Genomic DNA, 25,487 nt, shown 5'->3' with positions numbered 1-25,487 from the left:
CAGCCTTGAAAGAAACAGTGGACTCGGTGGATTAGTATTATAGCTACTTAACAAACACTCTTTATAAGAGCATTACTAGCAGTACAACACTCAGTAGCCACACTACTGATGCATACCGTACATGTTGTTGTGTCAGCTAAGATCTCTAGCCATAGGCAATAGAGATTCACTCACTGCTACGACAGAACAGTTTTATGTAAATTGTTACGCATCATTCTCTTTCTATGTGAAATCAAACAACACAGGAGAGATTTTCATGAACATGTTTCAATTTGCTCAAATCCCAGCTAAGTATGGTTCTCTAAACCAACACCACCTTGCCCGTATCAATGACACTGTTATGGGATCCTTAGCGATCCATCCTAGAGTACTCATCGCTCGAATTGATCCACGTATACCTAACAATGGTTTGAACTCTGACAACCCTTTAGAGCGTGATGTGCCGACCTGCTATGTGAATACCGATGTTGATTTGATGAAACGGTTTATAGCCTCTTTGAAAACTCAGATGCATTTCGACCAGAGGAATAAAGCCAAACAAGGGAAGCGTATCTACTCGTGTCCGTTAAATTACGTTTGGGTAAGGGAACGTAGTACGAGTCACAATGAACATTATCATGTGGCACTGGTGATCAATCAAGACGCTTATTATCCATTAGGCAGGCCTCATTACGAAGGTACTTTGGCTTGTATGGTAAACAAGGCATGGGCTAGTGCATTAGGGCTTACGACAGATGAGGTTGAGGGGTTAGTTCATATCCCTGAGCGCCCTATGTATACGTTGAACCGCAATCACCCACCAGTACGATTTCAGAAAGATTTAGGGGAAGTAGCAGTTAGGCTGGCTTACTTGGCAAAGGCTGAAACGAAGATACTTGGTGATGGTCGTCGTAACTTTGGGTGCAGTAATTCAAGGAAGAGATTAATTTAGTTTTAATCATCACTCTGAGCCAGAGTACCAATTCTGGCTCATTGATATCCAATGCTTCTTTTGCTCACAGTTGTGTCGACAGAGGAATGTAGGCTAGCCGTCATCTAACTTGACTGATTTATTATGCGAAATATGGAATAGGGTACTTCAGCTACAAAAAGTACTACACGTCAACTAGCATGGCTATTCTACGTCGAAATAATATGTTGAAACTTACGTATCTTAAGTGGAACTGAATCATAGAGTATATCATCACTATAATGTTTCCACTTCCAGTCCAATTAATCTCATTTACTAATCCAAGTAAAGTAAAGGCTGTGATGTATTGAGATTAAATTCACTTTGTATCTCGCTAAACTGTATCTTAACGATATTAATGTAAAAACAGTAAAGTAAAGGTGAGTAAACAATGAGTGGACAAGTCAAAGCATGGTCCGAAGAGGTCATCTATCCAACGTATCCATTAGGGAAAGTGGATACCAACCCAATGTTCTTAGAAAAACGTGTCTACCAAGGCTCATCAGGTAGCGTTTATCCCTATGGCGTAGTCGACTCCATAGGCGATGAAAAACAAGACAAAGCCTACCATGCTATTTACTTAGAAAATGACTTTCTAAAAATTATGTTGTTGCCAGAACTTGGCGGGCGAATTCACCGCGCCTATGACAAAGTTAAGCAGCGAGATTTTGTCTACCACAACGATGTAATAAAACCGGCTCTGGTTGGACTCGTAGGCCCATGGATTTCTGGTGGAATTGAATTTAACTGGCCCCAGCATCACCGCCCAACTACATTTTTGCCAACAGACTATCGCATCGAAGAGCATGCTGATGGTGCTGTTACGGTATGGATGGGCGAAATTGAGCATATGTACGGCCTTAAAGTTTCGGCTGGCTTCAAGCTTTATCCAAATAAATCACTGATTGAAATTACGGGTAAAGTTTATAACCCTAATGACACACCAAAACAATTTTTGTGGTGGTCTAACCCAGCGGTTAAAGCCGGTGACGATCATCAGAGTATTTTCCCACCAGATGTTACAGCAGTATTTGACCACGGTAAGCGCGATGTCATCGACTTTCCAATTGCAACTGGCGAGTACTACAAGGTGGATTATTCACCAGGTACTGATATTTCGCGTTATCGCAATATTCCAGTACCGACTTCGTATATGGCTGCAAGCTCTGAGTACGATTTCGTAGGCGCGTATAGCCACGATGAAAACGGCGGACTATTGCATGTTGCCAATCACCACATTGCGCCCGGTAAAAAGCAATGGACGTGGGGAAACTGCGATTTTGGACTCGCTTGGGATAGAAACCTAACTGATGATAATGGCCCATATATTGAGCTAATGACCGGTATCTTCACCGATAATCAACCTGATTTTACTTGGCTTGATGCAAATGAAGAGAAGGTTTTCGTTCAAAACTTCTTACCATATAGTGATATTGGCATGGTTAAGAATGCCAACACCGAATTAGCGTTAACCTTGCAACGTGAAGGTAAATCTCTTAGCTGGGGCGTGTACGCGATTGCCAATTTAGCTGCTTACAAGCTGACAATTCGTAATACCAATGAAGTCCTACTTGAGACAGAATTAAATCTCAATACCGGCGCGAGCTTGCTAGAAACACTAGCATGCAATAGTGACTCACGCTTAACCATTACCGTGGCTTCACCTGATGGCTTAAAGACACTCCAATACATTGAGCACATCGACAAGCAAGAACCAATTCCAGATCCCGCAACCGCGCCGCAAAAACCTGCCGAAGTTGCGAGTGTGGATGAGCTTTATTTAATTGGTCAACACCTTGAGCAATATCATCACGCAACTAGCTCTGCTTGGGATTATTACAACGAAGCGCTGCGTCGAGATAAGCAAGATTATCGTTCTAATTTAGCTTTAGCGACCCTTGAGTATGAGCGCGCCAATTATGATGCAGCGCTAGCATATGTTGATGCAGCGCTTGAGCGTGCCCACCGTTACAACAAAAACCCAATCTGTGGTAAAGCTAGTTATTTACGCGCTTGTATTTATGAGAAACAAGGTCAATTAGAAGATGCATTTACCAACTTCTTTAAATCGACTTGGAGTGGTAACTGTAAAGATACTGGCTTTTATGCATTAGGCCGAGTTGCCAACGCTCAAGGGAATTATCTTGAAGCTCTTGAATATGTTGAGCGCTCGCTGCAACTCAATGGCGTTAGTTATAATGCAGTTGCGCTCAAAGCGGTTGTGCTTAGTAACTTAGGTCAAAGCGAACAAGCGCTTGCATATATCGATGAGCAAATTAGTGAGCATCCACTGCCATATGCTTTGTACTTCCAACGCTACCAATTGACCCAAGATGCAGCGCATCTAAAGCTATATGTCGATTTATTAGGTGCTCGGGATTCCAATGCGATTTACTTAGCGAATCTTTATATTTCCTTTGGTCATTGCAAGCAAGCTATTGAAATTATTGAGCTTAGTAGTGTTAATGGTGCATTGCCAACCTTAATGTTGGCCGGTCTGATAGATGATGTCGCACGTCAAGATAGCCTAATCGCACATGCTCAAACTAGTTTTGAAACTAACGTTATTTTTCCAAATACACTGACTGAAATTGAACTGCTATCAAACTTGCCTGCCAGTGCATTTGTGAAGCATTTATTGGCAAGTTTTCATTACTCGAAAAAATCATATCAACAAGCCGCGGCGCTTTGGCGTGAAGCGATTGCAGTTGAATCGAACTTTGCGCATGCACATCGCTGCTTAGCTATCTATGCATTTAACAAATGCAACGATGCCCAGCAAGCGCTCAAGCATATGCGCACGGCTTGGGAATTAGATCAAAGTGATGCTCGCGTATTGTTTGAGCTAGACCACCTAAGCAAACGCGCTCAGGTAAGTATTCAAACCCGTTTGGACTTATTGTTAAGCCATGAAGTGATGGTGCTCAAACGTGATGATTTATGTTGTGAATTCTTAGCATTACTCAACCAAACTGAGAATCACCACAAAGTTGCGCAGATTTTTGAACAGCGGATTTTCCACCCATGGGAGGGCGGCGAAGGACGCGTGACAGGTCAATTTATTGCCCATAAAATTCACTTAGCAGCAGCGTGTATTGATGAGCAAGAATTTGAACAAGCGATTGCTTATCTTCAAGCGGCTCTTGAGTATCCAGAAAACTTAGGCGAGGGGCGTTTGGTCGGTCAAACTGACAACGATATCTTCTTCTATCTTGCGCACTGTTATGCGGGCTTATCGCAAACTGAAATGGCCAAAAGTCATTTTGAAAAAGCGGCAGCGGGCGATTTGGAAATTGGTGAGAGCAAGTATTATAACGACCAGCCAGCCGATTATTTGTTCTTTAAAGCCTTAGCGATGGTTCAATCTGGACGTAGCGAACAAGCCACCCAAGTATTCAACGACATGTTAGTTTGGGGTAAAGAGCATATCAGTCAAAAGGTTGAGCGTGATTTCTTCGCGGTATCACTGCCAGACTTAATCGTGTTTGATTCAGATATTGAAGTAACCCATCGGGTGCACTGCTTATTTGTTCAATATATGGGAGCTGTTGGTTTAGAAATATTGACCAATCAATCTCACAGTAGCGAAGATTTATATGCACAAATTAACAGCCTTGATTGCGCGCATAATAAACTGGACTTGATTCGCTCTAGCCAAGAGCTTATCGCAGAGCCTGTAACTGCATAAAGCATAATTTGCTGGCTCTATGAGCCAGCACTTGCAACTTCTAACGACAGCAAATAGCGGATTGCCATGCTAGATTAACTAAACAGCATTTAGTTAAAATCCATATAGTCAGCTATTTTGCTACCAAATAAGAGAAATTAGACCGATGCTATCTATTACTTTTGATCAAGAACGTAGAATCTTTGCATTGCATGGAAATGGATTTTCATCATTTATGGGAATCGATGTGGATGAAGGATTACGCCACCTCTATAGTGGAAAATCGCTTGCCCACTGGAGTGACCCTTCTTACGTCATCACCCATCATCCTCGCGTTACCGCAGCTTGCGCTGAAGCTGGGAACCTGAGCGTCTCTGAAAGTGATGTGCCGATGGTCTACCCCGGTTGGGGACGCGGTGATTTGCGTTTTCCGGCGCTACAAATTAATCACTTTGATGGCAATTCGATTAGCTCTTTGAAATACCTAAGCCATAGCATCGAAGCGGGTAAACCTGCTTTAGATGGGCTTCCGGCTGTCTATAGTAATGCCGATTCAGAATGTCAGACTTTAATTATTACTTTGCGCGATGCTCACAATGGGATTGAAGTCGACCTCCTCTTTACCGTTTTTGAAAACTTCAATGCTTTAGCTCGCTCGACCCGCGTGCGCAACACCAGCGAGCAAAGTGCACAAATCATGAATGTGCAATCTTTGGCGCTCGATTTTGTCGACGCTGACTTTGAAATGATGAGCTTGCATGGTGCATGGGCGCGTGAATTTGAAATGCAATCTCGCCCTTTGCAAAAAGGTGTGATGAGCGTTCATAGTAACAGCGGCAACTCGGGGCATTTCTTTAATCCATTTATGGCACTTAAGCGCCCTAATAGTGATGAGTTTCAAGGCGATGTGTTTGGATTTAGCTTGATTTATTCGGGTAATTTTTTGGCGCAAACCGAAGTGAGTGCCTTTGATCAAACCCGAGTATTAATGGGAATTAATCCACATAACTTTAGCTGGAAACTCGAACCTGGCCAAGATTTTCAAAGCCCAGAAGCTATCATGGTATTTTCAGATAGCGGTCTGAATGGAATGTCACAAACTTTCCATCGCTTATATCGTACTCGCTTAGCGCGCGGCCAATGGAGCGATAAACCGCGCCTGACCCAAGCCAATAATTGGGAAGCGACCTACTTTAATTTTAACGAAGAAAAGATTGTTGATTTCGCCAAGCATTGTAAACGCCTTGGCGTTGGCCGAATGACCATGGACGATGGCTGGTTTGGCTCGCGTAACGATGATACCTCTTCTCTTGGCGACTGGTATGTTGATCAAAGTAAATTTCCTAAAGGCCTTGAGCATCTGGGTGAGGCCGTTCGTAATGAAGGGGTTGATTTTGGCATCTGGGTTGAGCCTGAAATGTTCAACCAAGACTCGAACCTCTATCGCGAACATGCTGATTGGATGCTCAATGCCGTGGGTTATCCACCCTCGCATGGTCGCAACCAATATATTCTAGATATGGGACGCCCAGAAGTCGTTGAATACCTCTATGAGGCTTTGGAAAAAGTCTTTGCGGCAACTAAAACGACTTTTGTAAAATGGGATATGAACCGTTACATGACTGAGGTGGGTTCGGGAATTTTACCCGCATGCCAACAACAAGAAAGTGCGCACCGTTATATCTTAGGCCTTTATGAGTTACTTGAGCGTTTAGTGCGGCGTTTTCCTGATATTGTTTGGGAAAACTGCGCATCAGGTGGCGGCCGCTTTGACCCCGGTATGACCCACTATATGCCAGAAACGTGGACTTCTGATAATACCGACGCCGCTGATCGCTTGACGATTCAATACGGCGCATCGATGGTTTATCCGTTGTCGACCTTGGTTAATCAAATTTCTCCTGCGCCAAATCACCAAGTTGGCCGAGTAACCCCATTTGCATTTCGAAGTGCGGTTGCGATGTTTGGCTCTATGGGGTACATCTGCGATATCACCACTTTAAGTGATGAAGAACGTGATATTGCCCAATACTATTTAGACTTATGGCAGCAATATAGCCCGCTGATTTTTGAAGGCGATTACTGGCGCTTGTCTGACCCAACTCAAAGCCGCTATGCAGCATGGGCGGTGATTGATAGTGCCAAAGAAAATGGTATTTTGGCGGTCTTTAAACAGCGCGCTCGAGCATCTGCGGGTTATCAGTTTATTAAACTACATGGATTGGACTCTTCACGTTCATATCGGGTCAAAATGCTAAGTAAACCATCGGTGACATATCAGATTTTCGATGGAAAAAAACGACCATGGCCGTTTGCTGATCACGACCGAGTATATACCGGAGCCGAATTGATGCAGATCGGTTTTGCAATGCCGCCGGAACTCGTTCACGACGGCGATTATAAAGAGTTTATTTATAGTATTAACGCGGTTTAATTTAAATCCCAGAGGCCAGATCGGATTTTATCCCTTCTGGCCTTTTTTTATTTAGTCACGTTTTGGAAACCAGTCATGGAGAGTTTTATCTTACAAAATGGGTCGTCACGCTTAGTGGTTGCCGCCCAAGGTGCTTGTGTTCTCGATTTTAAGGTCGATGACACGCCAATTTTGAAGTCGCGCAATCTCGACTCGATAAAGGGAACTGCGCTATTAGCGACGCAAAGTGCTTGCTTTCCGATGGCGCCCTTTGCTAATAGAATCCGCGATAATCAACTAAATCTGGCAGCTAAGAAACTGAGTTTACCGACTCATCAGGCTGACCCCGAGTATTTTTTGCATGGGAATGCTTGGCTCAAGTGTTGGCAGCTTGTGAGTTGCACTCAAAGTGAATTAACGCTTGAATTACGTAGTAATACACCCGAAGAGTTATCGTACCACGCTACCATTTGTTATCGTTTGAGTCATAGGTCTTTGAACATTGAACTAAGCTTGGAAAATACCGCCAAGCATGCTGTGCCTATCAATCTTGGACTCCATCCATTTTTTGTAAAAGAGCGAGGTGATAGCTTACAAATGTCGTGCGCTGGGTATTGGCCTCAAGATCAAGCGTATATGCCACTTGAATTTTCTTCAGCGGTCCCAAGCTGGAAAAATTTCAGCCAAGCGATGCCAATTCCCAATCGCTTTATTAATAATGGTTTTTTACTTAATGAAGCCAAAGTGCAGCTGTTTAGCCCATCCAGAGCAATTAAACTAACTTGCAGTAGCAATAGTTTGCAATGGGTTGTTTATCAGCCGCAGTTTGAGGCTAACGGACGTGAGTCTGAGTTTATTTGCATCGAGCCGCAGCAATATGAAATTGATGCCCAAACCCGGGGGAGCGCAGCAATGATCAACACCGGCGAGCGAGCATCGGTGAGTTTGCTAATCGGTGTGGAACAATTATAATCTATTATTAAACATTGTTAACTAAAGCTTGTGATTCGTTGAACTTTTTCCTACAGCCCAGTTGATATTATCTATCTCAAATAAAGTAAAGAGATAATCTAAGGATAAATGATGCAAGAACAAGACTATAAATTTAACAATAGAAATATATGGATGATCTGTTTATCGGTCGCATGCGGCCACTTTCTTTTTGGATACGATTGGGTGGTTATTGGCGGAGCGAAACCATTTTATGAATCGTTTTTTGCGATCACTTCACCTTCTTTGCAGGGGTGGGCGATGAGCTCGGCTTTGATTGGTTGTGTATTTGGTGCGATTGCATCGGGTCAGCTCAGTGACCACTACGGCCGCAAGCGCCCGCTGATACTTTCGGCGGTATTGTTTGTAATCTCAGCATGGGGTACTGCGGTTAGTAATGATTTTACTTGGTTTATGGTCGCTCGTATTGTCGGTGGTGTTGGAATCGGTTTGGCAATGGGGCTTGCGCCATTGTTCGTTTCTGAAATTGCCCCAACAGCCCGCCGTGGCCGTTTGATTACTATCACTGCCTTAATGGGCGTCAGTGGTATTCTCACCGCGCAATTAGTGAATATGATGATTGCAGAACCCGTTGTTGCTGGTGCAACTAATGACGTGATTGCACAAACATGGAATGGCCAAAGCGGATGGCGTTATATGTTTGGGGCTGAACTGGTACCGGCTATTGCGTTTTTCGTAAGTATTCTTTTTGTTCCTGAGTCACCGCGTTGGTTGGCAAAGATGGGTCGAGACCAAGAAGCCCTGGCAACCTTGAAAAAAATCGGTAACGAAGCCTACGCAAAAGCAACACTTCAAGAAATTAAGCAATCTATTAATAGCAATGAGAAATCACTGCCGATGAAAGCGCTGCTTCGCCCAGATATCCGCCCGACAGTCATGATTGGTATCACACTGGCCGTATTCCAACAGTGGTGTGGTATCAATGTGATTTTCAACTACGCTCAAGACATTTTTGCCTCAGCAGGTTTTGACATTAATGACACGCTTAAATCGATTGTAGCAACTGGTTTAGTGAACCTACTGTTTACAATCATTGCGCTTAATTTCGTTGAGCGGATTGGCCGACGTCGTCTCATGCTGATAGGATCAATTGGCTTAGCCGTAATTTACACGCTTATGGCCGGTGCTTACTTTGTCGGTGTTCAAGGGTTCCCATTACTTATATTGGTCTTGATTGCTATCGCAATTTACTCACTAACACTAGCGCCAATGACCTGGGTATTGCTTTCTGAAATTTTCCCAACTAAAGTTCGCGGCTCGGCAATGTCGGTAGCTACTTTCTTCTTGTGGGTTGCATGTTTCCTATTGACCTATACCTTCCCAATCATTAATTCGGTGCTAGGAGCAGCAGGAAGTTTCTTCATCTACGCAGTGATTTGTGCGCTTGGTTTTGTTTATATCTTGAAAAATGTTCCCGAGACCAAAGGTATTTCACTTGAAATTTTAGAAGAGTCACTACGAAAACGCGCTTTAGAAAAATCAAATGTGAACTTTAAGGAATCCCAAGTCTAAATAGTTATCACTAAGTCACTAGCGCAGAGTCAGATTACAATTGACACTGCGTTATTCGCTCTCACATAGCCTGGTAATTATATGCGCTCAGATCCAAACGTAGGTATAAATAATCAACAGGTTCGCAGTATCAATTGCGGGGCAGTCATGCGCCAGTTATACCGCTATAAAAGCTTGAGTAAATCTCAGCTCTCGCGCCAAGTGTGCCTTACTATTCCTGCGATAAGTAAAATACTAGCCCAGCTTCAAGAGCAAGGCCTCGTCATCCATCAGAAAAATACCGGAATACAGCGTGGCAATAGTTCTGGTACGTACCAAGCAACGTTAAGTAGTCATGACATCATTTGCATGCAGGTTTCACCTAAAAAAATTAGTGCACTGATAGTCGATAGCAATGTGAACTTACTGCTTGAGCGTTTTAGTATCGAAATCGAACCGACTAATCCAGAGCAATTTATCGAATGTATCGAGCAAGTTTATTGGCAATGCAAGCAAAAAGCACATAACAAACCTTTGAAACTTGCACTGGCGTTACATGGTGTGGTCGATATTGAAACTGGCGCAAGCCGAGTTATGCCCCAAGCCCCATGGTCAGAGTTGGTCGAGGTTAAATATATACTTGAAAATCGCCTTGGGATTGACATCGAAGTTGATAATGACTGCGTGATGATAACGTTGGCTGAAAAGTGGATTAATCACAATAACTACGAAAACTTTTGCGTTATAAATGTCGATTATGGAGTTGGTTCTTCATTTGTGATTCAGCATGAAGTTTTTCGTGGACAACTTTATGGCAGCGGGCAGATTGGGCATACAGTTGTTGATCCTGATGGGCGCAGGTGCGGTTGCGGACGTTATGGTTGTTTAGAGACGGTGGCATCAACCAACGCAATCATCAGTACTGTTCGTGCTCGTTTAAAAACTGATGTCGATTTTTTTGAGCAAAAAACCGCGGTTGACATCGAGTTTTCCGATTGTTTAGAGCGCTACCATGCTGGCGATCCGTTAGTGGTAAGTATTGTCGATCATGCGGCGAGAGTACTAGGTTTAAGTCTCTACAACTTCTTTCTAACATTAAACGTGAATTATATTTTACTCTATGGTGAAGCGTGCAAATTTGGAGATGTGTGGATTGAAAAAATCTGTTCTCAAGCCTACTCCAACCCGTTTGAGGACTCAACTGAGTTAGCTAGAGATAAAGCATCGATTAGAGTTGGGGCCTTGAATGATACTGAAATACTCATGGGTATAGGGTACGCATTCATCGAGCAGAAATTAAAAACGTTGAAGGAGTCTTAATTGGCTTGTCAACTTTGCTAGCGAAGGCTTTTATAGCTTTCTTATCCATAACGGGCTCAATTATAAACAGATACACAATTTAAATTTCAGGATCAAAAAAGAGGTAATACCAACCTCTTCATCAACGCAGACTCCACGCCTATACAATTATGCAATCACGCTGATCCCGTTTGCATGCCATCCATTCTTGAACTTCATTCTCAATCCAGCGAACTGATCGAGAGTTGAGTTTTACTGCTCTGGGAAAACATCCATCGCTCATCCATTTGTAGATCGTTGAACGAGCTAATCCAGTAATCATTAGCACTTCATGCAATTACATCAAGCGGTAAGCTGGTGGTGTTGTCGTTATAGTGTCTTTTGCATTCATAAAATTAATTCCCTAAAGTCATTATCAATATCATCTTGTGTCACACCAATGTAGCGCAGCGTGACACCTTCTGAGCTATGGCGAAGCATCCGCATTACTCGTGCAATATCTTTGGTACTTTTATAGAGGTGGTAGCCTCTGGTCTTTCGCATTGAGTGAGTCCCCAGCGGAAAACTAATCTCTTCACCAATCGATGAAAACGCTTGACTAACAGCTCGACGACTCAATGGATTGGCAGCTTTGTTTATCGCTTGTTGGTTTCGGTAAGATTGAAATAGGTAAATGTGGTGTGGATTCTCCTTTTTAATGCGGAGGATGATTTCTAAGCTTCTTGGGTTTAGTGCTATCTGTGCGACTTTGCTCGTCTTTGACTCACGGATGGTTAAACGGTCTTCTTCAATGTCACTGAACTTAATTGCCAGTAAATCAGAAATCCGCAAAGCGAGATTAATACCAACATTCCAGATGTCTGACATTTGCTTACTATGCCGTATTTCTAATAAGTGGCCGATGAGCTGAATTGTGTCACGGTTTTTCACCGCTTGAACTTCTGCCATAACGCAGCTTCCTTTTTTCGATGAAAATGATGATTAGAGGAACTTCACAGCAGACCAGAAACGAAAAGCCTTGTTCCATAAGGGTTGGCAAGTTCCCAAATTGCTAAAATGGGAACTTGGATGCTTTTCAGCTCTTGGTGACTTTAATTTGGTCAAACACACCATCAGATAGATATTCCAAAAAGTTACCTTCCCATGTTCGATAGAAAGATTTCACTTCTCGATGTGCTAGAGCGCAAGGAGCTAAAAACATCTGCCTGAATATGTTGCTCTCAATATTGAAATCGAGCTCGATGGCTAGCTCTGGATAAACTCCACCAGAATAGGCAAAGTCGGTGATGTAACAGAGTCGCCACTTATCACCGTCATTGCGGATCATGATTTCTACTGGATGATACCCACCAGCTTCAGCGTTATAGCTAGTGTCTCGAAAGTTAATGGTTAAGGTATCTGAATAGTAATCCAGACTCGCATCCTGAACCTGTTTAGTGATTGCGTTATGAAAGCGAGTAGAGATAGGCAGCACACAAGGGTGAATCTGCATTGTTTGAATTTTGGTTGCGGCTGGCATGGTATGCCTCCTTGGTTGATGATTATGCGATTGATGATTCAGTGGTCGTATCGATATTGACGAGTGTTGCTTGGATACCGTCAAAGGAGCCTTGCTGGATTTGCTTGAGGAAAGACCGTTCATAGCTTTGATATAGGCTGGTTACTTGTGGCTGGTGGAGTTCACAGCGTTCAATGTCCGGTTGATAGAACCATCCACGCAGAAAATTGAAGTAAAGCTCGACCTCCATCTTTTCGGTTTGTTCGTCTGGATAAGCAAAGCTAGCAACAAAGACGATGCTCCAATGAGTGCTGTCTGATTGGTTTGTCGATCTATTGAGTTGGATCTCTACAGGATGAAAACCACTACGATCTTGGTAGTAGCTCGACACTCGAAAGTTCAGGGCGATACGTGTAGCAAAGGTGGGAATATCTAATTGCTCAGTAAGAGCATTGAGGTATTCCACCAGCAGTCGATGGGGTGTGGTTTGGCTCATAACAAACCTCGCTCAGCAAAGGACACGCATTGCTCACCGACCACAACGTGATCCAATACTCGGATATCAACTAGCGCTAATGCATCAGACAGACGTTGAGTGATTCTGCGATCGGCTTGTGATGGCTCAGGTAAGCCGGACGGGTGATTATGACCAAAGATCACTGCCGCCGAGTTCAACATTAATCCTTCCTTGACGACTTCCCTTGGATAAACGCTAGCAGCATCGATGGTGCCAAAGAACATCTCTTTGTATTCAATCAGTTGGTTTTGATTATCAAGAAACATCACGGCAAACACTTCTCTGTCGTAATGCGCCAGTTTCATCTGTAGATATTGCTTAGTGTTTTCTGGACTGGTGAATGAGCCTGCCCGAGCATACTTCGCCGCTAGCATGGTTGCTGCGGTCTCTAGAATTTGACGAAGCTCTGTAGGTTCATTTGGCGTGTATTGATTTGAATGCATGTACTTTCCTTCTTGTGCGTTAAAGGTATGTGCATCCAAGTAATATGTAGCTAAAAAATAATGGAATCCTTCCCCATAGAAGCAGCCCAATCATGCTGGGCCGCTTTAGGTTATGGCTGCTATTTATCTTGTTGTTTAGCCCAGTTGTAACCGCTCACAACGCCATAGATGAACAACTCTATTATTGTCTTAGTAGGTTGGTGGGGATTCACCATTCGCCTCCTTGTTGATGTGGTACAAACCTGCGCCAACGATAAAGCCAGCAATGAAAACAAACGGCATAAGTGCCTCCTGCTTAGTTTGATTTAAGAAACGAGCATAAATGGAAGCCTGCGACTAGCTGGCTTCAAAAAGGTAATGTGTGGTTGAAAAAAATTGGAGTGTGGTGATTTACGCAGTGGAGTAATTAAATGCACATTCTCGTTATCTCATGAGTTGAACTAACCGGAATTCATCATGAGATTAATCAAACTAAAAGAAGTAATGACCTTAACCAGCCTTGCACGTTCTACCATTTACAAGTACATGAGCGAAGGGCAATTCCCAAAAGCAATATCACTAGGGTGCCGTTCAGTGGCATGGGTAGAAGAAGAGGTAACAGATTGGATATTGGATAGGATTGGCGAACGCGATAACGCAGAGTAGTAAATAACTAAAAAGGAAGCCATTACAGCATTCTTTCTATGTCATATTATTTAAGTAACCGTGTGTTGTTATAAGATTAGGGTAATCAACATACTGCTGACTAAGTTGCGAAACAAGCAGTACCGTAACTAAAGATGGTAATCATTGTCTAATACTGCAAGATACTTTGGCAAAAAATCCAACGCATTTATTGCATCAAATCGTGTAGAAAAAACTTTGCTCAATACTATCTATGTGAATTTACCCTCGCTCGTTAACAGTATTAGAGATTTAGAATGCAAAATCTCTAATACTGATTTTTAGTAAAGATAACTAACATTTTTTGTTCATATCTAGGTGTCGTTTCAAAAGGAAAGGCCTAGCTCAATGCTAAACCTTTCTTACTACGTTTCGATGGGAAGAGCTTTTATCACGAAGTTAAAGAGCTTTTTTATATAGCTCAATGACTTGTTCCCGTGTCATTGGGTGGGGATTGCCGCCAGCGCAAGGATCACCTAAAGCATCGTCTACCCAACTCAGAATATCCGCTTCAGTTACTCCCAATTGAGTAAAACCTTTAGGGATACCAACCCGATGATTCAAGGTTTTGAGTCGATCAATAGCAACAATACTTGCTTGCTCTAAAGTCATATTTGATGTGTCTGCACCTAGTGCTTCTGCGATTTTTGCAAATTTTTCAACACAGTAAGGACGATTAAACTCACTCACTATAGGTAGTAGAATTGCGTTACATACTCCATGTGGTAAGTCTTTTTTGGCTCCTGCAGGATGAGCCATGGCATGAACCATACCAAGTCCAGCACTGTTAAATGACAAACCAGCTATAAACTGGCCGTGCGCCATCATTTCACGAGCATCCACATTGTCGCCTTCATCAACTGCCAGAGGTAAGCTTTGAGCGATGGTTTTGATTGCCTCTAGAGAAATGTAATCGGTTAATTTGTGCGCCCCGACTGAGACAAAAGATTCAATCGCATGTGTTAACGCATCAATCCCGGTTGCTGCTGTTGTGTTCGCAGGGATACCTAACATTACACTAGGGTCATTAACCGAAATATCTGGGATTATTTTATCGGAGATGATTACGTGCTTGATGTGCGTCTGCGTATCTGTAATCACAGTGTTGCTTGTTACTTCCGCAGCAGTACCTGCAGTCGTATTGATTGCGTACAGGGGAGCACCAAGATGCCTTACTTTTTCGACTCCATTGTACTTGGCAATTGGCCCATCATTGGCTGAAAGTATCTTGATTGCCTTAGCTGTATCAATTGAACTACCTCCCCCAAAACCAATGATAAACTGCGCTCCCGAGTCACAATACATCTTGTAGGCTTGGTTCACAGTATTGGAGTCTGGGTTGGGACGCACATCTTTGAACAGTACTAAGTTCAGCGAACTGTCGATCAGCTTTTCACTAAAACCAAGTTCTACCAAGGTAGGATCGCAGATAAGCAACCCTTTTTCACTGCCATGGTCATCAGATAAACGCTGAGCTAATGCTTCAATTGCTCCAGCGCCAGAGTAATTTATTTTAGGAAAAGCCAGTTTGAACACACTCATAATTTATACTCTATAGGTTGAATTCTTGCTTTAATATTTCCATGTTTTCTTTGGTTACGCCTTCTGGTTCATAACCTGCGGATAGACACATTAGGTATAACTTGGCTCCCTTATTTGCTACATCAATAAAATCAAATGCTTGTAGTACATCTACACCAGATGACATTGCGCCATGTTTCTCCCAGATAGCAACATCATTTACTAATAATGAAGCTGTTGTGCCATCGGCCAATTCTTCAGAGGAAGGTAGGCAATAAGGGATCATACCAATTCCGCGTGGCACGAATGCCCGCACCTCTGGTAACATCTTCCAACAAGTGTGTGTGAACAATTCACTGCTTTTTGAAATATCAGTATGGTGAGATAGAGCAATCAATTCAAGCGGATGTGTGTGAACGACCGATTTATGGTCAGAGCCTGCTTTATTCTTTGCTACAAGAATTTTAATGTGGCTGATGAACTCAGATGTTGGTGCGAAATCATTGCTAGCTTTACCTCCCCAGATAATCTGGTAGCCATTTGCCTCTGAATTTATTTTCAGAACGCAGCCTGCGTATTCAGGGTTACGGAGCTCGCGGATCCGCTGACCAGTACCTTTTACGTAGTAGATTCGGTTAGCACTTTCTATTGGCAATTGCAGGGGTAGCGTTTTTTCTTGAACGTTTACCTGAGGGATTTTGTCAAACAGGTCTGTGACATCGACAGAGATGTTACCGCCATTACGCTCTGCCCATTCGCGTTGCCAAAGGTATTGAGAAACTTCACTAACTTTCTCGATTTCACACATCACAGCGTCGTTTAATTGAATCATAAGATTAGCCTTTTGATATTTGGTTAACCAAACAAGCCAGATAGATACTCTGACTTGTTTGTTGATAAGCGATTTGAATTAACGTGTTTCCAGAATGGTAGCTTCGTAGTCTTTCACGTCGTTGATCCAATCAAAGCCGACAGGAACTCCGTTTTGTAAACAGTGATAGTTCCATACTGCGGCCCATGGTAGAGAGTGGGTTTCTTCAATCAGCCCCAGGCGAGTGGTGTAATCGAATGATGCTTCTGCTGCTTTTAATTGATCCACTGGTTCAAGTAGAGCTTTAAGTAGCGCTTTTTGTGCGTTGCGAGTGCCGATAACCCAAGCCGCTACACGGTTGATTGATGCATCAAAGAAATCCAGACCAATAGCGACGCGATCGAGTAGATCGTTACGTACGATTTCACACATAATTGCCTGAGTTTCATCGTCGAAAGAAACGACGTGATCTGAATCCCAGCGAACAGGACGTGTAACGTGCAGTTGCAGGTCGTTTACATACAGTGAGCATGCGCTTATTTTGTCACTGATCACTTCTGTTGGGTGGAAATGACCAGCATCTAGGCATAGTGCAGTGCCGCGAGTTGCTGCATACGCTAAGTAGAACTCGTTGCTACCAACCGTGTATGCTTCAGCTCCGATGCCGAACAGTTTACTTTCTACCGCATCTTTGTGGAATGCAGGGGCGATTTGCTCAGCCAATGCTTTGTCTAAAGAATCCATTAAACGAGCTCGTGGAGACAAGCGGTCTACAGGTTGATCTTTCATACCATCAGGTATCCAAATGTTCATAAATGATGCTGAGCCAAGTTCACGACCGAAGTATTCAGAAATCTTACGGCTTGCTTTGACGTGGTCGATCCAGAATTGGCGAATTTCTTCATTAGGATGAGATAATGTCAGACCATCATCTGCTTTAGGGTGAGAGAACAGCGTTGGATTAAAATCTAAGCCAAGATTTGTTTCTTTGGCCCACTCAACCCAACGGGCAAAGTGTTCAGGTTTAATTTGATCTCGCTCTACATATTCATCGGAATCAATGTAGATGGCATGCAGGTTTACACGCTTTTTCCCTGGAATTAGAGAAAATGCCTTTTCCATATCTGCGCGCAGTTGTGTTGGTGTTTTTGCTGCGCCTGGGTGGTTTCCTGTAGCTTGGATTCCGCCACTTAATAAAGTATCGGGAGATTCAAAGCCACGAACATCATCGCCTTGCCAACAATGCATAGATATTGGCGTTTGATTCAGTTTTTCTAGAGCTTTTTCTGTGTCCACACCATACTTTTCGAAAGTAGTTTTAGCTTGCTCGTAAGCTGAAATAATCTGCTCTGTGTTCATCGTTATGTACCTTATTTAATGATTTGTTGGAATTGGGATTTGATTTTCCCCAATCCTTCAATAGGGTTTGAAGTGAAGTTTTTTACATCAGAAGAGGCATCGATAATTTGGCGACCCTGTTCCAGCGAAGTAATAATATTGGATGCAATAAATTGGTTAATCACATTGCCTAATGCTGAAGCTTCTGCTGGTTCTGTCGAGACTTTGATTTGACAGACATCGGCACAAAGTTGGTTAAGGAACTGGTCTTGCGTCCCTCCGCCGACGATGCGTAATTCGGTCACTGGTTTGCCTGTCACTTCAGCCAGTTCAGTTAGTACCTTGTCGTAAGCCAGTACCAAACTGTCGTAGATACAACGGATGACTTCAGAAAGAGTTTCTGGCGCTTCCAGATCTCGCTTCTTAAACCAGTTTTGGATGGCTAATGTCATCGATTCTGGATTCAAAAAATCGTTGTCATTTGGGTTCATGACGTACTTAAATTGCTCGGCTTGACTCGCCAAACTAGCAATGTCTGGGAAAGTAAGTGATGGGTTCTCAGCCTTAATACGTTGGATTAGCCATAAGCCCATGATGTTTTTTAGTACACGGTAGCGACCATCCACACCACCTTCATTCGTCAGGTTGTATTGGTATGCGAGATCACTTGTATAGGGTTCAACGCTTTCAATGCCGACGAGAGACCACGTACCTGAACTTAAATAAGCCATGGTGTCATGGGCTATTGGGGTTGAAGCTACTGCAGAAGCTGTATCATGGCTTGCGACAGAACAAACTGGAATTTGTAGATCGCCGACATGATACTGACCAATAATCATATTGGGCATTTGAGGCGGTAAGAACCAATCCATATTGGCACCGCATGCATCGATTAACTGTTTATTCCATGTTCTATTTTTACAATCCAACAATTGGCTTGTGGATGCGTTGGTGTACTCACAATGTTTAACTCCACTAAGTTTGTAGTTAAGATAATCTGGAATGAATAGCAATGCATCAATCTCGGAAATCCAGCTTGGTCGTTGTTCAGTAATTGCTTTTAACTGATATAACGTATTAAAGGGGAGAAACTGAATACCAGTTTGCTGATAGACTTGTTTACGTGTTAGTTGGCTGTCTTTAAATAACTTATCTTCCATGCCTTCTGTACGAACATCACGATAGCTGACAAACTCACCAAGGTGACGACCAAATTTATCCAAAAGCACAAAGTCCACCCCCCAAGTATCAATACCCAAAGATGTGATCTCTACATCAGTCGCAAGTACTTTATTGATTCCGACTTCAATCTCTTCCAAAATTGAGTAGAGATCCCAGCACGACTCATTACCATTCATCACTTGTTGGTTTTGAAAACGGTGAAATTCTTTTAGATCGATTCTCCCGTTGTTCAGATAACCTACCATGACACGTCCGCTTGACGCCCCAAGGTCTATTGCAATCACAGCTTTCATCATGAATATCACCTCTCGTTCTTTAGAGGTATTACACCGTTTTTTGCAGATGAATAACTTAACGAATCCTCATGAGAAAACGTATCTAGTGCATTTTTTTCAAGAAGCTTATGCGGTATTTCAAATTTTTGATGAATAGTGTTTTAAGACTAGAAAAATACAGATTAAAACAGTATGGAGGATTGCTTTTCATAACGAGCCCCTTCTCTAGGCGTAAAGAAGTAGGTGGCTGAAATTCTGGGACAAAAACTGTGGGTAATCTTGTTGCGGCTCAAAATAATAAGCCCCGCAATGAGGCGGGGCTTAGGGGGTCGTTAAGCTAGATAAAATACGGAATCTAACGAAACAGATCGCGGAGAGCTATCAGGGTTAGTCACCATGATTTCTTGCATGTAAGCCCACCATTTCTGACAGGTTTCAGTTTCAGATACTTGCTGCCAACGTTCCTCACTCTCGATTTCTACATACCCAAACAGTTGATTAGTTTTTTCGTGAAAAAATATTGAATAATTGTGGCTGCCGTGACTTTTTAGCACATCAACTAGTTGTGGCCATATTTCGTCATGTCGCTGTTTATATTCCACTTTACAGCCTTCATTTAACTGCATAATAAAAGCCTTTCTAATTAAATCATTCATTCGAACGCTCTCTTATGTTTTGTCGCGTAAAGTAATCCAAGTTGTTGCCGCAATAAAGTAAATGACGGTTGGGTAAATCGCAAAAGCTTTAAAGGCTTCGAAAGCCGCTTGATAGTCCGCACCGGCTCCCCATACGTTTAGAGCAGAAATTACGATTGATGCCAAAGAAGCAAGAGCAACCGCTGCTGATACTTTCTCTAGTGTGCTAGCGGGTTTAGCTTCGGTTTGTTGTTCTTCACGCTTAGCTAGTTCAGTATGGTATGTTTCACGTTGTTTGAGCTCTTCTTGGTATTCCGCTTCCTCCTTCGTATAATCATCGCCAGCGCCCATCGATTTTGCTAGCAATATGTAAATAGCCATAGATAGAAGGTAAGTTGGTACGAATAGGAAGAATAAATGTAAGAAACCTAGCCGTTCACAAGTAACAGCGAAAATGACGCCTATTACCCAAGAGAAAAGAGCAGCTTTGTTGAGATCGTTCCCTTGGTATTTAGACCATAGCGAAGTCAGGCCAATTTTCTTAAATACCCAATGCTCAGCAACTATGATTGCGCCAACCGGTGCTAGTAATAGCCCCATGTAGCCAACAAAATCAAGTAGACGTGTGAATACAAATGGGAAGCAAGCAATAGCAACGGTAACAACACCAACAATTGTCGTAATGTATGCTCTCGATTTATTCGGGAATATGCTTTGAATCGCTAAACCAGCTCGATAGATAGTTGGATTGGAGGTTGTCCAACCAGCAATGATAACCGCCACGATACCTGTAGCCCCAAGTACAGCGTGAGCGATGCCACCAGCGTCTAGATTAGACATGCTAGTTTGCATAAGCAACATTGCACCCGCCCCCATCACACCTGCACATATCCATGCAATATAGTGGCCGAAGAACATGCCAAATGCTGAGAAGTAACCGTATTTAGAGCTCTTAGCAAAACGTAGTAGCGCCATATCACCAAGAGAACCGTGCATTGCTAAGTTACATACCCAAGCGAAAGCTGCTATTTGCCAGAACGTCAATGATGGTGAACCATCAGGTGTTTGTCCCGTCCAGATGTATTGATCTGCAAGAGATAAAAACTGGCTGAAACCAATAAAGGTTTCACCATTACCAATATTGCTCAGTGCAGGAAGCGCTACCATTCCTCCTGTTATGAAGATAATCAATAACCAAGGAGAGCAAACGGTAGCGAACTGGGCACATTTTTGAAAGCCTAATACAGCGATAGCGACAACGATAGCTCCGACAGCAAGAGCCACTGCTATAAACCCAGCACTGGTTGGATACCAATGGGTTTGTGCTGGAATATCAAACAAAATACGCACTGCCGACGCTGACACCGTGATCATGGCCCCGCCTAGTGCACAGAACAATACGGCATTGACCACATTATAGATTTTGTTAAAACCGGGCCCTGCGACTCTGCGTAGATATTCGTATACGGTTAATCGAGACTGGGTTGCAATAGGAGCTGTGATTAATGCCCAGGTAAGTACCGCCATAAGGTTACCAACCAACAGGCCTACCAGGATATCAAAGGTACTGGCTCCCCATGCGACAAAAGCAGCACCGATGACAAACTCGGTACCTGCTACATGTTCACCGGAATAGGAGCCGAGAAAGTGCCGCCAACCAAGCAGCTTATGCTTGGGCACCCGTTCTTGTTCATATTCATTGAGGGATATTTCTGTTTCTTGCGTTTCTGTAGAGGTAATCGTTGTAGACATGTTGTCTCCTTGCTAATTGTAAGCTTCTGTTTCTGATGTCTTTAAGTATTTTTATTAACTTCCCTCTGAATCACCTATCTTACTCATATAGCGGACGAGGGGATTAGGAAAGCTTACAAATCTGACAAAAATTAAACCTTAGAGAAATTGCATCATAGATTGGTATTTTGGTGAGTTTTTTAAGTTCAGCAACTCTCTCTTCACATTTTGAAGAATGCCCAGAAAGGTATGGAGAAAACTGAGATGCTCGACAAGGTAAATAGAACTTAAAACCTCTAAATTAAACTTAGGGAATGAAAAGGTGTAGAATGATCTATCTTAAATCGAGAGAGTTTTTTATGAACTCTAACAGTCCAGTTACTACCGAGCTTCGTACTCCTCAGGAACCTTTTCCTGAGCATGCTCACTCATTTGAAGAAATCATTATTGTTTCGGAAGGTAGTGGTACGCATGTCATGAATGATGTGCCGATGAATCTAAGCAAAAATTACGTCTGCTTTGTTAAAAAGGAAGATCGTCATTTATTCGAAACAGTGGATGACCTTTATTTAAGTAATATACTGTTTGAAAAAGATAAAATGCAAGTTAGCTCTAACCTGAAACGTTTTATGCCTGCCGAGTCGGATAAAGAAACAGGGTGGTTTATTAATGAAAGTACTGCTCAGCATGTGCGTCAATTAATTGAGCGTTTACATATTGAGTCACGTATCGATAGCGTAGAATCACGCATGATTACTGAGTGTATTTTTCAGCAGATTATCCTTGAACTTTGGCGAGGGAAAATAAACGGCGTTGTTTTACTAAATAATGAAGATAAAGCCAATTATGCTCTATCTCGTATCCAAAAGTATTATGCTGGCGTTAACGAAATTGATGAAGTTGCTGAGGCAGTAAAATTATCTTCACGTCAATTGACAAATAGTATTAAGAAGTTAACCGGGATGAACTTCAATCAATATCTGCATTACACACGCACTAGTAAAGCATTTTCTGATATTATTTATACTGATCAATCAATTACAGATATTGCTTTTAGGGTCGGTTATCAGGACAGTAATTACTTTTCTACTAAATTTAAACAAGTCTTTAATCAAACTCCTAGAGAGGTACGGATGAGGGACTTAGGCAGGTAAGCTATATATCCCTTTTTCTTTATCCATTTAGCATTGGTGGCTTTTTCGCCACCTTTATGCGTAAACAGTATTATTGCCTTAGTTTAAAAATTCGAGGCCGAACATGCATTAATTCTTTTCAATAGTTTAGGGGTAGTTAATAGAACTTTTCTAAAGAACATTTTTTGACCTTCGCAAAGGTAATTGAGGCCAGGTTCGTCATCTGGTGAGGAAATAATACGATTTTTTGGGCATTCACCCTGACAGTAGTTCAAGTATTGACATTTCTTACAATACGATGGGAGTGAAGTCGATTTGGCAATGCCAAAGTTTTTTTGTTTTGTAGATGCCAGCAAGTCTCCTTGGTGAGTTTCGACAATGTTGCCTAGATAATAATCGGAATAAACAAAGTGGTCACAGGAATAAACATCTCCGTTGTGTTCAATCGCTAGTCCCTTCCCGCAGTGCGCGCTACTTGTGCATTTTTGACTTCCGTAGCCTAACGTAATTGCGACTATGTCTTCGAAGTTATCGATAAAGACCTCCCCAAAGTCATTGTTAAACCACTCATCCCATATGGTGACCAGAAATTGGCCCCAATCTTTTGGCTTTACACTCCACTCCATTACACGGGTATTCAAGTGCAATTCGGTAACCTTTATGGTTGATGATAAGACTACATCAAATGAAGGCTCCATTTGAAAGTTTTGTGCTTGTACCACTGGTGTGAATTGAATGACTCGAGGTTTAACGGTATCTCTGATGTAGCGGTACACTTCTTTGGGATACTTTGAATTATTGTTGTTGACCGCGCATAGAGCATTAAAGGTTACACCATATCTTCTAAGCATCTTTGCTGCTTTCTCAACTCTATCAAACGTAGATTTACCTGCATTGCTGCGTCTGTGGATATCGTGAATATGTTTAGGCCCATCTATTGAAAGCCCAATTAAGAAGTTGTGTTCTAGGAAGAACTCACACCACGCTTTGTTAATCTTTAGACCATTGGTTTGAAAGGAGTTTAGAACTTGCTGATCAGGCTTTGCATGCTTTGCTTGCAGAGCAACAGCTTTCTTGAAGTAATCTAAACCGAGTAATGTCGGTTCACCTCCTTGCCATATGAATTCAACGTAGTTTCCGTGTTGTGATTCTAGATATTGTTTGATATGCAACTCTAGAAGTTCGAATGACATTTTTGTTGTATTTCCTTGATATAACAAGTCATCCTTATGTAAATAAAAGCAATAGCTACAGTCCATATTACATGTTGAACCACAAGGTTTGGTGACAGCACTATAGTGCTCTACGGTACTTGTATGAAGTATCGTGGTTTCTATCATAGGAAGCTCCACAGAAATCAGTAGATAAGATTTAGTATCTGAAGTTGGGTTGATAGCGTTTGTCTACTCAACTTCAGAATTAGCAACTATTATTTGTTAAAAAGCGGAGTAAAGTGAGTCATCACTTCTGCGTTATCATCGGCAATATTTTGTGTTTCGCCGGGATCGCTCATGATGTCATAAAGCTCGATGGGACCTTCTGAACCGTATCGAACAGCCTTCCAATCACCTCTTCTGGCAGCTTGATAAACCTCACCAACAATTCCTGAATTCGGGTCGCCAGCTTGTTTTCCAAACTCCCAGTAGAGAGTTCTCTCATCAAGTGGTTGTGGCTTATCGTTCAAAATTTGTTTAATTGAAACTCCGTTTGAGTTGTATCGAGGTATATTCTCAACTGGTACTCCTGCCACATCAGCAAAGGTCGGAAGTACATCTGCAAAGTGCCAAGGAGTATCATCAACGCGGGGGGCTTTGATGTTTGCAGGCCAAGATACGATCATAGGGACGTGGATCCCACCATCGTACAGGTCACGTTTCATGCCTTGGTAAGGAGCTGAGGCTTTGAAGAACTCAGGGTTACCGCCACCCTCATCATGAGGGCCATTATCGGATGTAAAGAAGATAATAGTATTATCAGCAACTCCTTTACTTTCAAGAGTTTCTATAATCATACCTACATAGTCATCTAAAGCAGTAACCATGCCTGCGAATGTCGCTTTAGGGTTGTCTATTTTTTCTGGGTAGTAAGAAGCATATTTATCACTAGGTGTACCTGTAGACATGCCTAAATAAGGTTGTTCATCAAACACACCATCATATTGTTTGATGTACTTATCTGGTGCTGCTAGCTCAGCATGAGGTGACGAATAATTTAACATAACGAAAAATGGATTATCGTCTCTTCCATTAATGTATTGAATTGCTTCATCTGTGAATAGCTTTTGAGCATATGCTCCTTTATTCCCACCTTCGTTCTCTTTCATACGGATCTTAACACCATCACGCCACATAACAGGAGGGTATTGCCTATGACCTTCTAGGATCGAGTACAACCCGTACCAAGTGTCAAACCCCATTGCTAGTGGGTCGGTCACACCCATTTGTGAACCTATGGAATATTTACCAAACATGGCAGTATCGTAACTGGCGTGCTTTAAAACATGAGCCATAGTTACATCCATTTCATCGAGTTGGACTGTGTTGGAGTTATTACGCATCAACTGGCTATCTCGTCCAGTAAACAACGACACTCTAGAAGGTGAACTTACAGTATTACCAGCATAAGCTTGGGTAAATCGTATTCCGTTATTAGCGAGTTTATCAAGGTTCGGTGTTTTGATTAGGGTATCGCCGTAGGCGCCAATCTGATTGAATCCAAGGTCATCGGTAAGAATGAATACTATGTTAGGGGATTGAGAGGCCAAAGCTGGCATAGATATAGTTGCGCTAAGCACTAACCCACTGATTGCTTTCGAAAGAGCCTTTCTTGTCAGGTTCATACATGTTCCTCATTTATAATTAAACTACAGGCCAAATTTGCCATTTAGGTAGCGTCATTAAGCTTATGATT

21 protein-coding genes are annotated in these 25,487 nt (G+C 42.4%); 8 read left to right on the top strand and 13 right to left on the bottom strand.

The genetic code is table 11. The annotated features are described in order from the left end of the window. Positions 1 to 256 precede the first annotated feature (256 nt). The 6 genes from AB4405_RS21175 to AB4405_RS21150 all read left to right on the top strand — a co-directional run bounded on the left by AB4405_RS21175 (position 257) and on the right by AB4405_RS21150 (position 10,851). Positions 257 to 931: an inovirus Gp2 family protein gene (locus tag AB4405_RS21175; RefSeq protein WP_372062720.1), complete on the top strand. Its 675-nt coding sequence runs from the start codon at positions 257 to 259 to the stop codon at positions 929 to 931. A gap of 409 nt (positions 932 to 1,340) precedes the next feature. Next, positions 1,341 to 4,637, top strand: a complete 3,297-nt coding sequence (locus tag AB4405_RS21170; RefSeq protein ID WP_372062719.1) for a DUF5107 domain-containing protein — start codon at positions 1,341 to 1,343, stop codon at positions 4,635 to 4,637. Between the two features lie 145 nt (positions 4,638 to 4,782). Continuing rightward, complete coding sequence (locus AB4405_RS21165; RefSeq protein ID WP_372062718.1) at positions 4,783 to 7,050, top strand: alpha-galactosidase; 2,268 nt, start codon at positions 4,783 to 4,785, stop codon at positions 7,048 to 7,050. Between the two features lie 75 nt (positions 7,051 to 7,125). After that, positions 7,126 to 8,001, top strand: a complete 876-nt coding sequence (locus AB4405_RS21160) for a hypothetical protein (protein ID WP_372062717.1) — start codon at positions 7,126 to 7,128, stop codon at positions 7,999 to 8,001. Between the two features lie 108 nt (positions 8,002 to 8,109). After that, positions 8,110 to 9,552, top strand: coding sequence for a sugar porter family MFS transporter (locus AB4405_RS21155; protein WP_372062716.1), 1,443 nt, complete (start codon positions 8,110 to 8,112; stop codon positions 9,550 to 9,552). Positions 9,553 to 9,633: 81 nt separating this feature from the next. Then, entirely contained in the window at positions 9,634 to 10,851 is a 1,218-nt protein-coding gene (locus tag AB4405_RS21150; RefSeq protein ID WP_372062715.1) for an ROK family protein, read from the top strand. 139 nt (positions 10,852 to 10,990) lie between these two features. On the opposite strand, the gene AB4405_RS21145 is transcribed toward AB4405_RS21150, so the two are convergent. From AB4405_RS21145 to radC, 5 genes are all read right to left on the bottom strand, one after another. Further along, positions 10,991 to 11,152, bottom strand: a complete 162-nt coding sequence (locus AB4405_RS21145) for a helix-turn-helix transcriptional regulator (RefSeq protein ID WP_372062714.1) — start codon at positions 11,150 to 11,152, stop codon at positions 10,991 to 10,993. Positions 11,153 to 11,217: 65 nt separating this feature from the next. Continuing rightward, complete coding sequence (locus AB4405_RS21140) at positions 11,218 to 11,778, bottom strand: tyrosine-type recombinase/integrase (RefSeq protein WP_372062713.1); 561 nt, start codon at positions 11,776 to 11,778, stop codon at positions 11,218 to 11,220. 127 nt (positions 11,779 to 11,905) lie between these two features. After that, on the bottom strand, positions 11,906 to 12,349 hold the full coding sequence (locus AB4405_RS21135) for a DUF2787 family protein (protein WP_372062712.1): 444 nt from the start codon (positions 12,347 to 12,349) through the stop codon (positions 11,906 to 11,908). 22 nt (positions 12,350 to 12,371) lie between these two features. After that, positions 12,372 to 12,824, bottom strand: coding sequence for a DUF2787 domain-containing protein (locus AB4405_RS21130; RefSeq protein ID WP_372062711.1), 453 nt, complete (start codon positions 12,822 to 12,824; stop codon positions 12,372 to 12,374). After that, on the bottom strand, positions 12,821 to 13,288 hold the full coding sequence (gene radC, locus AB4405_RS21125) for a DNA repair protein RadC (RefSeq protein WP_108091908.1): 468 nt from the start codon (positions 13,286 to 13,288) through the stop codon (positions 12,821 to 12,823). Before radC ends, AB4405_RS21130 begins: the two co-directional genes overlap by 4 nt. 456 nt (positions 13,289 to 13,744) lie before the next feature. On the opposite strand from radC, the gene AB4405_RS21120 reads away from it, so the two are divergent. After that, positions 13,745 to 13,933, top strand: a complete 189-nt coding sequence (locus AB4405_RS21120) for an AlpA family transcriptional regulator (RefSeq protein ID WP_372062710.1) — start codon at positions 13,745 to 13,747, stop codon at positions 13,931 to 13,933. 417 nt (positions 13,934 to 14,350) lie between these two features. On the opposite strand, the gene AB4405_RS21115 is transcribed toward AB4405_RS21120, so the two are convergent. From AB4405_RS21115 to AB4405_RS21090, 6 genes are all read right to left on the bottom strand, one after another. Then, the gene (locus tag AB4405_RS21115) at positions 14,351 to 15,493 is read right to left on the bottom strand and encodes an iron-containing alcohol dehydrogenase (RefSeq protein WP_372062709.1); all 1,143 of its coding nucleotides are present in this window, start codon (positions 15,491 to 15,493) and stop codon (positions 14,351 to 14,353) included. A 10-nt stretch (positions 15,494 to 15,503) separates the two neighbouring features. Further along, positions 15,504 to 16,304, bottom strand: a complete 801-nt coding sequence (rhaD, locus tag AB4405_RS21110; protein ID WP_372062708.1) for a rhamnulose-1-phosphate aldolase — start codon at positions 16,302 to 16,304, stop codon at positions 15,504 to 15,506. Positions 16,305 to 16,382: 78 nt separating this feature from the next. Beyond that, positions 16,383 to 17,642 (bottom strand): L-rhamnose isomerase, encoded by a 1,260-nt coding sequence (locus AB4405_RS21105; protein WP_372062707.1) that lies wholly within the window; start codon positions 17,640 to 17,642, stop codon positions 16,383 to 16,385. Between the two features lie 11 nt (positions 17,643 to 17,653). Continuing rightward, positions 17,654 to 19,099, bottom strand: a complete 1,446-nt coding sequence (rhaB, locus tag AB4405_RS21100) for a rhamnulokinase (protein ID WP_372062706.1) — start codon at positions 19,097 to 19,099, stop codon at positions 17,654 to 17,656. A gap of 311 nt (positions 19,100 to 19,410) precedes the next feature. Next, positions 19,411 to 19,734, bottom strand: coding sequence for an L-rhamnose mutarotase (gene rhaM / locus AB4405_RS21095; RefSeq protein WP_372062705.1), 324 nt, complete (start codon positions 19,732 to 19,734; stop codon positions 19,411 to 19,413). A gap of 12 nt (positions 19,735 to 19,746) precedes the next feature. Then, positions 19,747 to 21,465: a cytosine permease gene (locus tag AB4405_RS21090; RefSeq protein ID WP_372062704.1), complete on the bottom strand. Its 1,719-nt coding sequence runs from the start codon at positions 21,463 to 21,465 to the stop codon at positions 19,747 to 19,749. A gap of 338 nt (positions 21,466 to 21,803) precedes the next feature. Between AB4405_RS21090 and AB4405_RS21085 the strand changes: the two genes are divergently transcribed. Next, complete coding sequence (locus AB4405_RS21085) at positions 21,804 to 22,598, top strand: helix-turn-helix domain-containing protein (RefSeq protein ID WP_372062703.1); 795 nt, start codon at positions 21,804 to 21,806, stop codon at positions 22,596 to 22,598. 83 nt (positions 22,599 to 22,681) lie between these two features. On the opposite strand, the gene AB4405_RS21080 is transcribed toward AB4405_RS21085, so the two are convergent. Beyond that, positions 22,682 to 23,917, bottom strand: a complete 1,236-nt coding sequence (locus AB4405_RS21080) for an anaerobic sulfatase maturase (RefSeq protein WP_372062702.1) — start codon at positions 23,915 to 23,917, stop codon at positions 22,682 to 22,684. A gap of 89 nt (positions 23,918 to 24,006) precedes the next feature. Beyond that, positions 24,007 to 25,416 (bottom strand): sulfatase-like hydrolase/transferase, encoded by a 1,410-nt coding sequence (locus tag AB4405_RS21075; protein ID WP_372062701.1) that lies wholly within the window; start codon positions 25,414 to 25,416, stop codon positions 24,007 to 24,009. Positions 25,417 to 25,487 lie beyond the last annotated feature (71 nt).

Source organism: Vibrio sp. 10N.261.51.F12, from assembly GCF_041471725.1.
In the GTDB taxonomy this organism is placed as follows: domain Bacteria; phylum Pseudomonadota; class Gammaproteobacteria; order Enterobacterales; family Vibrionaceae; genus Vibrio.
Note: the sequence above shows the minus strand (reverse complement) of the source record. Positions and strands in the feature narration are given on the sequence as shown.

What these genes read in the sequence shown, in the direction of transcription:
- AB4405_RS21080 (WP_372062702.1), bottom strand. Translation starts at nt 23,917, where the DNA reads ATGATAGAAACCACGATACTTCATACAAGTACCGTAGAGCACTATAGT.
- rhaB (WP_372062706.1), bottom strand. Translation starts at nt 19,099, where the DNA reads ATGATGAAAGCTGTGATTGCAATAGACCTTGGGGCGTCAAGCGGACGT.
- AB4405_RS21160 (WP_372062717.1), top strand. Translation starts at nt 7,126, where the DNA reads ATGGAGAGTTTTATCTTACAAAATGGGTCGTCACGCTTAGTGGTTGCC.
- rhaD (WP_372062708.1), bottom strand. Translation starts at nt 16,304, where the DNA reads ATGATTCAATTAAACGACGCTGTGATGTGTGAAATCGAGAAAGTTAGT.
- AB4405_RS21150 (WP_372062715.1), top strand. Translation starts at nt 9,634, where the DNA reads ATGCGCTCAGATCCAAACGTAGGTATAAATAATCAACAGGTTCGCAGT.
- AB4405_RS21105 (WP_372062707.1), bottom strand. Translation starts at nt 17,642, where the DNA reads ATGAACACAGAGCAGATTATTTCAGCTTACGAGCAAGCTAAAACTACT.
- rhaM (WP_372062705.1), bottom strand. Translation starts at nt 19,734, where the DNA reads ATGAATGATTTAATTAGAAAGGCTTTTATTATGCAGTTAAATGAAGGC.
- AB4405_RS21165 (WP_372062718.1), top strand. Translation starts at nt 4,783, where the DNA reads ATGCTATCTATTACTTTTGATCAAGAACGTAGAATCTTTGCATTGCAT.
- AB4405_RS21145 (WP_372062714.1), bottom strand. Translation starts at nt 11,152, where the DNA reads ATGATTACTGGATTAGCTCGTTCAACGATCTACAAATGGATGAGCGAT.
- radC (WP_108091908.1), bottom strand. Translation starts at nt 13,288, where the DNA reads ATGCATTCAAATCAATACACGCCAAATGAACCTACAGAGCTTCGTCAA.
- AB4405_RS21135 (WP_372062712.1), bottom strand. Translation starts at nt 12,349, where the DNA reads ATGCCAGCCGCAACCAAAATTCAAACAATGCAGATTCACCCTTGTGTG.
- AB4405_RS21170 (WP_372062719.1), top strand. Translation starts at nt 1,341, where the DNA reads ATGAGTGGACAAGTCAAAGCATGGTCCGAAGAGGTCATCTATCCAACG.
- AB4405_RS21140 (WP_372062713.1), bottom strand. Translation starts at nt 11,778, where the DNA reads ATGGCAGAAGTTCAAGCGGTGAAAAACCGTGACACAATTCAGCTCATC.
- AB4405_RS21090 (WP_372062704.1), bottom strand. Translation starts at nt 21,465, where the DNA reads ATGTCTACAACGATTACCTCTACAGAAACGCAAGAAACAGAAATATCC.
- AB4405_RS21155 (WP_372062716.1), top strand. Translation starts at nt 8,110, where the DNA reads ATGATGCAAGAACAAGACTATAAATTTAACAATAGAAATATATGGATG.
- AB4405_RS21085 (WP_372062703.1), top strand. Translation starts at nt 21,804, where the DNA reads ATGAACTCTAACAGTCCAGTTACTACCGAGCTTCGTACTCCTCAGGAA.
- AB4405_RS21175 (WP_372062720.1), top strand. Translation starts at nt 257, where the DNA reads ATGAACATGTTTCAATTTGCTCAAATCCCAGCTAAGTATGGTTCTCTA.
- AB4405_RS21120 (WP_372062710.1), top strand. Translation starts at nt 13,745, where the DNA reads ATGAGATTAATCAAACTAAAAGAAGTAATGACCTTAACCAGCCTTGCA.
- AB4405_RS21115 (WP_372062709.1), bottom strand. Translation starts at nt 15,493, where the DNA reads ATGAGTGTGTTCAAACTGGCTTTTCCTAAAATAAATTACTCTGGCGCT.
- AB4405_RS21075 (WP_372062701.1), bottom strand. Translation starts at nt 25,416, where the DNA reads ATGAACCTGACAAGAAAGGCTCTTTCGAAAGCAATCAGTGGGTTAGTG.
- AB4405_RS21130 (WP_372062711.1), bottom strand. Translation starts at nt 12,824, where the DNA reads ATGAGCCAAACCACACCCCATCGACTGCTGGTGGAATACCTCAATGCT.